Annotated in this window: 6 protein-coding genes; all 6 read left to right on the forward strand. The window is 46.0% G+C overall.

The annotated features are described in order from the left end of the window. Positions 1–338 precede the first annotated feature (338 nt). The 6 genes from CA598_RS30605 to CA598_RS30630 all read left to right on the forward strand — a co-directional run bounded on the left by CA598_RS30605 (position 339) and on the right by CA598_RS30630 (position 6,790). Positions 339–1,154: a hypothetical protein gene (locus CA598_RS30605; RefSeq protein WP_373455859.1), complete on the forward strand. Its 816-nt coding sequence runs from the start codon at positions 339–341 to the stop codon at positions 1,152–1,154. 98 nt (positions 1,155–1,252) lie between these two features. Beyond that, positions 1,253–2,587, forward strand: a complete 1,335-nt coding sequence (tig, locus tag CA598_RS30610) for a trigger factor (RefSeq protein ID WP_094878938.1) — start codon at positions 1,253–1,255, stop codon at positions 2,585–2,587. A 284-nt stretch (positions 2,588–2,871) separates the two neighbouring features. Further along, positions 2,872–3,462 carry an ATP-dependent Clp endopeptidase proteolytic subunit ClpP gene (clpP, locus tag CA598_RS30615; RefSeq protein ID WP_036685049.1) on the forward strand — a complete coding sequence of 197 codons (591 nt, stop codon included), beginning with the start codon at positions 2,872–2,874 and terminating at the stop codon, positions 3,460–3,462. A gap of 12 nt (positions 3,463–3,474) precedes the next feature. Then, on the forward strand, positions 3,475–4,731 hold the full coding sequence (clpX, locus tag CA598_RS30620; RefSeq protein WP_094878939.1) for an ATP-dependent protease ATP-binding subunit ClpX: 1,257 nt from the start codon (positions 3,475–3,477) through the stop codon (positions 4,729–4,731). A 109-nt stretch (positions 4,732–4,840) separates the two neighbouring features. Further along, positions 4,841–5,968 carry a flavodoxin-dependent (E)-4-hydroxy-3-methylbut-2-enyl-diphosphate synthase gene (ispG, locus tag CA598_RS30625; protein WP_094878940.1) on the forward strand — a complete coding sequence of 376 codons (1,128 nt, stop codon included), beginning with the start codon at positions 4,841–4,843 and terminating at the stop codon, positions 5,966–5,968. A 150-nt stretch (positions 5,969–6,118) separates the two neighbouring features. Next, positions 6,119–6,790 carry a helix-turn-helix domain-containing protein gene (locus CA598_RS30630; protein ID WP_094878941.1) on the forward strand — a complete coding sequence of 224 codons (672 nt, stop codon included), beginning with the start codon at positions 6,119–6,121 and terminating at the stop codon, positions 6,788–6,790. Positions 6,791–6,901 lie beyond the last annotated feature (111 nt).

A 6,901-nucleotide genomic window follows, 5' to 3' on the forward strand; every position in this document is an offset into this window, starting at 1 on the left:
ATGCTCTATCCAGCTGAGCTACCGGGACATGATTGCTGGCTGAAAAGCAAGCAGGATTTATCATATCATGTACGCCGATGTTTTTCAAGCTGTTTTTTAAAAAGAGTACGGGGTATGCTATAATCTACAATTATTAAGTTTCGGATGGAGCTTAAGGTCTTAATAACATTTATGACGTTTTAGAATTCAATTCACATAATTAGCTATAAGGAGGTGCCCTCATTAAAGATTCAGATTCCCCCGCCACAAAAGAGAATATCGTCCTGTTTCCCAAGACACTGGACTATTATCAAATCCAGCTTACGGTGATGCTGGAGAGTGAACGATACGGGGAAGCGATGGAGCTGCTGCGTTTTTTGTTGCAGTGTCAAGGACAGGAAGAGCGGAATTACGAGGAATGGCGGTCTCTGCTGGAATGGCTCGAAACAGCTTTCCCTTATGCCTCTCAGAATGGAGATGCAGAAGGAGCCGTTCACCCCGAAGACGAAGATTTAAGGGAAGAAGATATGGCCCGTCTCTTGGCCAAATCCAAAATGACTGAGGATGCGGGGTATCCTCAAAAGCTGCTGCAGCGGATAATGAATGAGCCGCTGTCAGAGGCGACAATCCTAGCACTAGAGCAGCTTTCATATCTGGAAGGCGGCGGAGTCGATGAGGCGCTGACGGCATGGCTGCAGGGGGATAATGTTCACCCGCTGCTGCAATTTCGGACCCTGCAGACCCTTCGGCGGCGTGGGATGCAGGGAACAGTGAATCTGATTCGTGGTCACGAAACAGCAATTGTAGAGATTGAAAGTGTGCCGCTGCAGACAGAGGATTTTCCACCACAGGTGAGTCAGGTGCTCGAGCGGGTAGCCGAGCAGGCGGAGGTACACGAGCCTACGCTGTATTATTTTGCACAGGAGCTCTGGGGCCAGTTCGTCATGTCGATTTATGGATCGGAAGAGTATCGGAAAATACTGGATGGGGAAGACGCGCTACTAGATATTTGGGCGGGGGCGTTACACCAGTTTGTATCTGAGAGCTTAAACGGTACACGGCAAGAGGAGGAGACTCGCGGAATGTACGGCATTACCGACGGCATGCGCTTTCAATTTGAGGGGGCATATCGTGCGCTCAAGGGTTTTGTAAAGACTTCTCTACTTGATAAATAAAGTAATGTTGTATATAATATAATGGTTATTCTGTGCGTGGATTGTATCATTTTTTGAAGTAAACTTGTGAACCTATATTTTGGAGGGAAAAGTATAATATGAAAGCAACATGGGAAAAAATAGAGAAGAACCTTGGAGTTCTTGAAGTAGAAGTTGACGCAGAACGCGTTGCAGCAGCACTTGATAAAGCTTTTAACAAAGTCGTTAAGAAAGCTAACGTACCAGGCTTCCGTAAAGGTAAAGTGCCACGCCCGATCTTTGAATCCCGTTTTGGTGTAGAAAGCTTGTACCAAGATGCAATCGACATTCTTCTTCCTGAAGCTTACGGTGAAGCCGTTGAACAAACTGACATCTTCCCTGTAGACCGTCCTGAAGTTGATATTGAGCAATTTGCTAAAGGTCAATCCTTTATCTTCAAAGCGAAGATCACGGTTAAACCTGAAGTGAAGCTCGGCGATTACAAAGGTCTGGAAGTTCCAGTACAAAAAGCTGAAGTGACTGAAGAAGAGCTGAGCGCTGAGCTTGCTCGTCTGCAAGAGCGTCATGCTGAACTCGTAGTAGTTGAAGAAGAAGCAGCAGCTAACGGCGACATCGCTGTGATCGATTTTGACGGATATGTTGATGACGTACCGTTCGAAGGCGGAAAAGCTGAGCGTCATTCTCTTGAACTTGGCAGCAACTCCTTCATTCCTGGATTTGAAGAGCAAGTAGTGGGAATGTCCACTGGAGATTTCAAAGATGTTGAAGTTACTTTCCCTGATGAATACCATGCAGAGAACCTTGCGGGTAAGAAAGCAGTATTCAAAGTGAAACTGCACGAAATCAAACGCAAACAACTTCCTGCACTCGATGATGAGTTCGCTAAAGATGTAAGTGAATTCGAAACTTTGGAAGAGTACAAAGCAGATCTGAAAGCTCAGCTCGAATCCCGTAAACAGGATGAACTGAAAGGCCTTCGCGAGAACGCAGTTGTTGATAAAGCAGCAGAAAACGCTGAAGTTGAGATCCCTGAAGCCATGATCAACAGCGAAGTTGAGAACATGGTTCGTGACTTCGACACTCGTCTTCGTCAACAAGGTATGAACATGGATATGTTCCTTAGCTTCTCCGGTCAAACTCGTGAAGACTTGCAGAACCAAATGAAAGGCGATGCTGAAAAACGCGTTCGCAACAACCTGGTACTGGAAGTTATCGCTAAACAAGAGAACATTGAAGTTTCTGAAGAAGAAGTTAACGAAGAGTTGGCTACTATGGCTGAAGCTTACAAACGTACTCCAGAAGAAATTCGCAGCATCTTGGCAGCTAACGGTTCACTGAGCAGCTTGAACGAAGAACTTTCTTTGCGCAAAACCATTGATTTCCTTGTTAGCAATAGTGTAGAAGTTGAAGCAGTAGAAGAAGCACCAGCTGCTGAAGACGCTAAAGCTGAGTAAGATTTTTTAAACTACCTAGAACGGCCGAGCAATCGGCCTCCATACAGATATGATAAGGCACGTAAGTTTCGTTACGTGCCTTATTTTTATCCTCGGGCACAGATATATGTGATTACATAGGTATCCGTATGAGCGTATGGTATTAAGGAAATTGGCGTGATGACGTCACTATCACAAGCAGTGGACAGGTCTGCTGTAGTGAAAAAATGACATCGGGCCGTGAACGTGTTAAAATATTTTTGAAACGATAAGACTAATCTGTATAGAGAAAAGAGGTTGGTGGCATGAGTCTGGTACCAATGGTTGTGGAATCAACAAGTCGTGGAGAACGTTCATACGATATCTATTCCAGATTGCTCAAGGATCGCATTATTTTCTTAAGCAGTGCGATTGACGATGATGTCGCCAATCTGGTTATTGCTCAACTGCTGTTCCTTGCAGCAGATGATCCCGAGAAGGACATTCACTTGTACCTCAACTCACCCGGTGGTTCAGTAACAGCCGGCATGGGTATATACGATACGATGCAATACATCAAACCGGATGTTTCAACCATTTGTGTAGGGATGGCGGCAAGCATGGGATCGCTCCTTCTGACAGCTGGGGCTCCGGGCAAAAGATACGCGCTGACTAACAGCGAAGTTATGATTCATCAACCGCTCGGCGGTGTTCAAGGTCAAGCGTCTGACATTTGGATTCATACCGACTGGATCCTCAAGACGAAACAGAAGTTGAATCAAATTTATGTAGATCGCACAGGTCAGCCCCTTGAAAAAATCGAACGGGACACAGACCGCGATAACTTCATGAGTGCGGAAGAAGCCAAGGAATATGGGCTTATTGACCAGGTTCTTTCTTCACCGATGAAATCTTAAAGGGGTGGTTAGATGTTTAAATTTAATGATGAAAAAGGGCAATTGAAATGTTCTTTTTGCGGCAAATCACAAGAGCAGGTTCGTAAGCTTGTAGCAGGACCGGGCGTTTATATATGTGACGAATGTATCGAGCTTTGCACGGAAATCGTGGAAGAAGAGCTCGGTCATGAAGAAGAGCTTGATCTGAAGGATATTCCGAAACCAAAGGAAATCCGCGATATTTTGGATCAATATGTAATCGGTCAAGAGCAAGCGAAGAAATCGCTGTCTGTTGCGGTTTACAATCACTATAAGCGTGTGAACAGCCAGAGTAAGATCGAAGATGTTGAACTGACGAAGAGTAATATTCTTTTGCTTGGTCCAACCGGTTCGGGTAAAACTTTGCTCGCACAGACGATGGCGAAGATTATCAACGTTCCATTTGCGATTGCTGATGCTACTTCCTTAACGGAGGCTGGTTATGTCGGCGAGGATGTTGAGAACATTCTGCTTAAGCTGATTCAAGCGGCAGATTATGATGTGGAGAAAGCCGAACGCGGCATTATCTATATTGATGAGATTGATAAAGTGGCACGTAAATCCGAGAACCCGTCCATTACCCGTGACGTATCCGGTGAAGGTGTACAGCAGGCGCTTTTGAAGATTCTGGAAGGAACGGTTGCTTCCGTACCTCCACAAGGTGGACGTAAGCATCCTCATCAGGAGTTTATTCAAATCGACACGACGAACATCTTGTTTATCGTGGGCGGTGCCTTTGACGGTCTGGAGCAAATGATTAAACGCCGTATTGGTAAAAAAGTCATTGGCTTCAACGCAGCGGTTGAAGGACAAAAGGATCTCAAGGCTGGCGAATATTTGTCGATGGTATTGCCTGAAGACTTGCTCAAATTCGGATTAATTCCTGAATTTGTAGGCCGTCTGCCGGTCATCTCGACTTTGGAGCCGCTTGATGAGAATACACTGGTGCGTATCCTTTCCGAGCCTAAGAATGCACTCACTAAACAATATATCAAGCTGCTGGAAATGGATAACGTAGCGCTGAAGTTCGAACCGCTGGCACTCGAAGCGATTGCCAAGGAAGCGATCAAACGCAATACGGGAGCCCGTGGACTGCGCGCGATTATTGAGAGCATCATGCTTGATGTGATGTATGAAGTGCCTTCACGTGATGATATTAAGGATTGTGTGATCACGGAGCAGGTCGTTCAAGAGAAGGCTTTGCCTGAATTGAACCTTAAGAAAGACAAGAAGAAAGAGGAAAGCGCGTAAGCCGCTTACCTTAACAATACATGTCACTGTCTCCACCTTTCTTCCGCTTATCCCGCTTCACTAGCGGTTGCGAAGGGGTGGAGCTTTGGCGTTATGGGGGAGAAAAATCATGTTCTTGAGACACCAAACCCGTCCTGTCAATGTTGGCGGGCTCATTATTGGGGGAAACAACGAGGTTGCGATTCAAAGCATGTGTACAACCAAAACAGCTGATGTGGAGGCTACTGTAGCCGAAATTTTACGGCTTGAGGAAGCAGGCTGCCAACTGGTACGCGTTACTGTCAACAATGAAGAGGCAGCCGCCGCGATTAAGGAGATCAAGAAGCAGATTCATATCCCACTCGTAGCGGATATTCATTTTAACTATAAGCTCGCGCTGATGGCTATTGAGAACGGCATCGATAAAGTCCGGATTAATCCGGGGAATATCGGTCGTCGGGAGAAGGTAGAAGCAGTAGTTAAAGCTTGTAAAGAAAAAGGAATTCCGATTCGGATTGGTGTAAACGCCGGTTCCTTGGAGAATCATCTCTTGGAGAAATACGGATACCCGACTCCAGAAGCTATGGTAGAAAGTGCGCTGTACCATATTGGCATTCTGGAAGAGCTGGATTTCCACGACATTATCGTTTCCTTAAAAGCATCCGATGTGCCTATGGCCATCGAGGCTTACCGTCAGGCTGCGGAAGTCATTCCTTATCCGCTGCACCTCGGGATTACAGAATCCGGCACCTTGTTTGCCGGTACAGTAAAAAGCTCCGCAGGTATCGGTGCACTGCTCTCTATGGGCATCGGCAGCACCCTGCGTATCTCGCTTAGCGCTGATCCAGTGGAAGAAGTTAAGGTGGCACGCGAGCTGCTGAAGACCTTCGGTCTGATCTCTAACGCGGCTACACTCATTTCTTGTCCGACTTGCGGACGACTCGATATCGATCTTTTCTCCATCGCTAATGAGGTGGAAGAATACATTTCGAATCTTAAGGTGCCTATTAAAGTATCCGTGCTCGGCTGTGCCGTTAATGGCCCTGGTGAGGCGCGTGAAGCAGATATTGGTATTGCTGGTGCCCGTGGGGAAGGTTTGTTGTTCCGTTACGGTCAGATGATTCGTAAGGTGCCTGAAGCGGAACTAGTGAACGAGCTGAAGAAGGAAATTGATGCGATCGTTGTAGCGTATGAGGAGACTGGTGAAATCCCAGGCCGCGCTCATGCTAACCTTGCACCTCCGGTGCAATCGAAGTAACTGGTATTTTACGAATTAATGATTCAATTCATAATAAGTGGCGAAGAACGCCCTGTTACACCCCGGTATATCCGGTGGTGGGAATGGGGCGTTTTTTTGCGTGGAATTAATTAGTGTGGGGAAGGACGAATGAATGAGGGGGAACATCGAATGAACTATGAACAAGCGCATGAAGCGTTTATTGAGAAACATCTAGCAAGCAGGACTGGGGAAAGACGAGGAAGGCTAGAGAGAGGGCATCGTCATGCCGAAGAGATGTTTTTACAGAATGTATGGTGGGCACTTCGTGGGGATTTCGCTGATCTACATCCGGAGTATGAGGTGCTGGATTGGCGCGGGCGATCTTATTTTGCTGACTTTGCTTTCTTGCCAGGACCCGTAAAATTATTGTTTGAGATCAAAGGATATGCAGCACATGTAAGAGACATGGACAGGCTGAAGTATTGTAATGAGCTAAATCGTGAGACGTTTCTGTACGGAATGGGTTACCAAGTAATCTCATTTGCCTACGACGATGTGGAACAGCGCCCTGAGCTATGCGTTACGTTGCTAAGATTGGCGTTAAGCCGCTACCAAATTGTAAGTGCACCGAGTGGTGGAGCAACTCTCACGGAGAAAGAAATTATCCGATATATAGCTGGAAAAGCGGGTGTAGTTCGACTTAAAGATATAGCAGATTATTTCGCGCTAGATCCTAAAACAGTACGATTGATGCTTATGAGATTATGCGAGAAAGGCTGGCTGAAAGCCTTGAAAAGGGAAAATGGCGTTAGAAATGTAGGTTATGAGTTAGCTCGGGATGTCTTATTTTACTGGGATTGATTAGCATAAGTTAAGGGGAGTAGTTAGGGATGAGTGTATTGTGAGAAAGAGCTGCACTTCAAAAGTAACGATGATTGTATGCCTGTTATAGGGAAAATCTCCCTATAAATA

It is taken from the genome of Paenibacillus sp. VTT E-133291 (genome assembly GCF_002264395.1).
GTDB lineage: Bacteria > Bacillota > Bacilli > Paenibacillales > Paenibacillaceae > Paenibacillus_AQ > Paenibacillus_AQ nitricinens.

Coding starts and splice junctions, on each gene's coding strand:
- clpP (WP_036685049.1), top strand. CDS start 2,872: ATGAGTCTGGTACCAATGGTTGTGGAATCAACAAGTCGTGGAGAACGT.
- ispG (WP_094878940.1), top strand. CDS start 4,841: ATGTTCTTGAGACACCAAACCCGTCCTGTCAATGTTGGCGGGCTCATT.
- clpX (WP_094878939.1), top strand. CDS start 3,475: ATGTTTAAATTTAATGATGAAAAAGGGCAATTGAAATGTTCTTTTTGC.
- CA598_RS30630 (WP_094878941.1), top strand. CDS start 6,119: ATGAACTATGAACAAGCGCATGAAGCGTTTATTGAGAAACATCTAGCA.
- CA598_RS30605 (WP_373455859.1), top strand. CDS start 339: ATGGAGCTGCTGCGTTTTTTGTTGCAGTGTCAAGGACAGGAAGAGCGG.
- tig (WP_094878938.1), top strand. CDS start 1,253: ATGAAAGCAACATGGGAAAAAATAGAGAAGAACCTTGGAGTTCTTGAA.